This window comes from Nitrososphaerales archaeon, assembly GCA_025058425.1.
Lineage (GTDB): Archaea > Thermoproteota > Nitrososphaeria > Nitrososphaerales > JANXEG01 > JANXEG01.
Genome location: JANXEG010000021.1, coordinates 5,314 through 8,638, shown reverse-complemented (window position 1 = coordinate 8,638; position 3,325 = coordinate 5,314). Strand labels below are relative to the sequence as shown.

Sequence of the window (3,325 nt, the reverse complement as noted above, 5' to 3'; positions counted from 1 at the left end):
TAGTATAGATTATTGGGAATTTATCACAAAAGAGAGTTTTGAAGAGACGGTCATGAGGGCATACTTGATCAGCTTTCTCATATCTGGAGGTTATGTGAAGTTGAAGATCGATCCGATCGAAGAGAGGATGACTTTAATCCCTCGCAAAATTGATGAGAAAAGTGACAAAACCATAACAATGCCTCGATCGATAGCCATATCTCTCGATTACGAACGTTGGAGGAATGTGCTTGAGGTGAGGAAGGGTGTCGGAAGAGGTTGAGATAAGGAGGAGGCTGAAGAGGGCTTATCAGATGTTACTATTTCAAAGGTTCAAATCACCGGGTGTAAAGGGTTGGGAGTTAAAGAAGGCTTTAGGAAAGGATTACGAGAAGATGATACCTATTTTAAGAGAGGATTTAGATAGATTGGGGCTGGATTTGAAGATAATCTCAGAGAAAGGAGAAGAGATCGATGAAACATCTGTAGAGGAGTTGGATAGGGCTAGGTTCTTCGTGATATTTAAGAGCCATCCTACTCAAAGTGAGGTTGAGGCCTCCGAATTTCGAATCGATGATCTAGCATGTTTGGCCGCATCACTAGCGTATATAATCGCCCATAGAGGGAAGTCACCGAGGAAAGAGGTTGAGCAACTCTTAAAGGAGAAGTTCCCTCAGTGGAAGGTGGATTTGAACCTCGATCGATTTATAAGAAGAGGGTATTTGATTCAAGATAAGGATGATATGCTATATATCGGTTGGAGGACGAGGGCTGAAGTCGATCAGAAGACTCTGATAAGTCTGTTACTAGCGACTCCAGTATCAGATGCTCAGGATGTAAAGTAACGCCTCTTCAAAGCCCTCCTTTCAGCATCGATGATGAGCTCGATCAACCGATCATTTATATCATTTTCTCTCTCAAGAATCTTGCTCGCCTCCGAAATACCGATCCCTTTTCCCGCTAGTACGATGGCTGCTGCAAAGCCATACTTCGCGTAGAGCTCGGATGTTTTAAGGACTTTCTTAAAGATCCTCTTGAGCCTCTTCAGCACTTTGCCACTTCGGATCGAGGAGGAGAGGAGCCTTGCCTTCTCCTCACTCTCATCAAGTAAGGCCAACCTCGAAGAAGAGCAGTATGGGCACCTTAATCCTTCACGTAGATCTTTGATCGCTATCGTGTCTACATAATCCCAGCACTCTACACATATGACCGTCCTTCCCTCATTTAACAACCTTGCCTTGGTCGATTCCAGAATGATCCTCTTGAGCCTCTCTGGCCTTATCAGCTCGGTCCTCCTTGCGACCTTCTGTATACCTATCCTCGATATCGGCGAGAATTCTTCGATATCGAGAACCACTATCTCAATATCCCCTCTCTTCATCGATTGAATGAACTGAATGGTACGTGTAATATCGACATCAACTTCCAGCATAGTCTTTACAGCCTCATCGTAGACTATCGAGCCTCGTAAACCCTCTATGATACTCTGTAATCTCACACTACTCAAATCGATACTTTTATCGATCGCACCGAACTTCTTCGCAACGTGAATCAACCTACGTATAAAGATCCCCGTCTTTACCAGAGCATCTATAGCAAGCCTCTGAATATCCTGATCGGCCAGATCTATCAATAAATCCTTCACATCGCTAGGCAAAGTATTCGGTGCTCGAAGGTATATTCGATAGGGGTCTTGATAGACACCCACCGATGAACCCAACTTCTCTGAAAGAAGATGGCCGAGAAGTCTCGCTAAGCAACGATTCACCAAATGACCAAAGCAACAATTTATTACGATGAAACCTTGGCAGGCTTCGATCGTAACCCTTTTATCGTTCGGTACAGGAATTCCTCTCTCCACTTGCTCGATAATCTCATGTAATGCGCGTATTAATGTGCCTTTATCGACTCTATATCGTTGGCAGAGCTCATCGACGATCCTCTCTATAGGTATACCTTCCTTCAACCTCGATTCCACGAAACCTCTGATCGACCCAACTTCTAAAGCCACATCACAAGATACGGGTATCTCCTCACCGACCCAGCTCGGTATAGCACCCGTAGGATCATCATCGGGCTTTACATAGACCTTATCTTGATAAATCTGTAGGATTCTCCATAGCGAGCCACCCTCTACGAACTTCGTTCCTATCTCACCATACTCAGCTATGAACTCTTCATCCAAAACACCTATTGGCATGCCATCCTCTTCTCGCAATACCAAGTACTGCTTCGTATCGGGGATCATCGATAGATTTTGAAAGTAATATTCGTAGAAGCCCCTTATGCGTGGAGGTCTGTTGAATACCTTACGCTCGAACGATACTTGGCAGAGCTTTGGATACCTTGTGTGCATATAATTGAGGACCTTCACCAGATCTTCGTATGTGAGATCTCTATAGGGATAAGATTTGGTATAGAGGTTCAGGGCCTCATCGAAGCTCCACCTACTTTTGTGAAAGAGTAAGCCAACCAATTGATGGGTGAGTGCATCGAAGGGCTTGCTCGGTATATGAACCGGCTCCAAATCCTCTAAATATGCTCTACGTGTGATCACCAGAGCTTCTAATGTATCGTCGGAGTCTTGAGTTATGATCACACCCTTGGCGATACCACCGATCCTATGGCCACTCCTACCGACCCTTTGGATGAGCCTCGTTACTTGGCGGGGAGAATTGTACTGTATTACCATCTCTAAAGGCCCTATATCGATACCCAACTCTAGAGAGCTCGTACAGATGATACCGTAGAGCTTACCATCCTTTAACTTCCTCTCTGCATCTAGCCTAGAGGGTTTCGATAATGAGCCATGGTGCACACCCAAAGGGAATTCTGAATCCCACACACGAAATCTACTCGCGAGGATTTCAGCCTCGCTACGTGTGTTGGTAAAGATCAATACCGAACGGTTCTCTAGAATAAGATCTCTCATAACCCTTAGCCTCGCTGCAACCTCAGGATACGTGTATAACTTTGATGCCAACTCGTAATCGATCTTATCGGCTTCAGGATAGATGATCTGCAGCTGCATCGACCTCGCAACGGGAACCTTTACGATCTCACAAGGTCGATCTGAACCTACAAGGAATTTGGCGACCTCTTCAGGGGTACCTATGGTAGCTGATAAGCCCACGATCTGAAAATCCTTCCCTGTTATAAAACGCAACCTCTCCAATGCTAACGATAATTGGCTACCTCTCTTATCTACAGCCAATTCATGAACCTCATCGACGATCACCCATCTCACAGACTTTAGATGATTTCTCATTACTTTACCTACGAGGATCACCTGAAGGGTTTCTGGTGTAGTAATTAGGATATCTGGCGGTACTAAAGCCTGCTTCCC

General features: G+C 45.0%; 3 protein-coding genes. 2 read left to right on the top strand and 1 reads right to left on the bottom strand.

What is annotated here, in order from left to right:
* Both NZ896_03405 and NZ896_03400 read left to right on the top strand, forming a co-directional pair.
* On the top strand, window positions 1-262 hold a 262-nt coding region (locus NZ896_03405; GenBank protein ID MCS7116498.1), incomplete at its 5' end, for a non-structural maintenance of chromosomes element 4.
* On the top strand, window positions 246-824 hold the full coding sequence (locus tag NZ896_03400; protein ID MCS7116497.1) for a hypothetical protein: 579 nt from the start codon (window positions 246-248) through the stop codon (window positions 822-824). The genes NZ896_03405 and NZ896_03400, both read left to right, overlap by 17 nt.
* Here NZ896_03400 and NZ896_03395 read toward each other — a convergent pair.
* Window positions 809-3,325 (bottom strand): DEAD/DEAH box helicase (locus tag NZ896_03395; GenBank protein ID MCS7116496.1); only part of this gene is annotated, 2,517 nt, incomplete at its 5' end. The two genes, NZ896_03400 and NZ896_03395, sit on opposite strands and share 16 nt — an antisense overlap.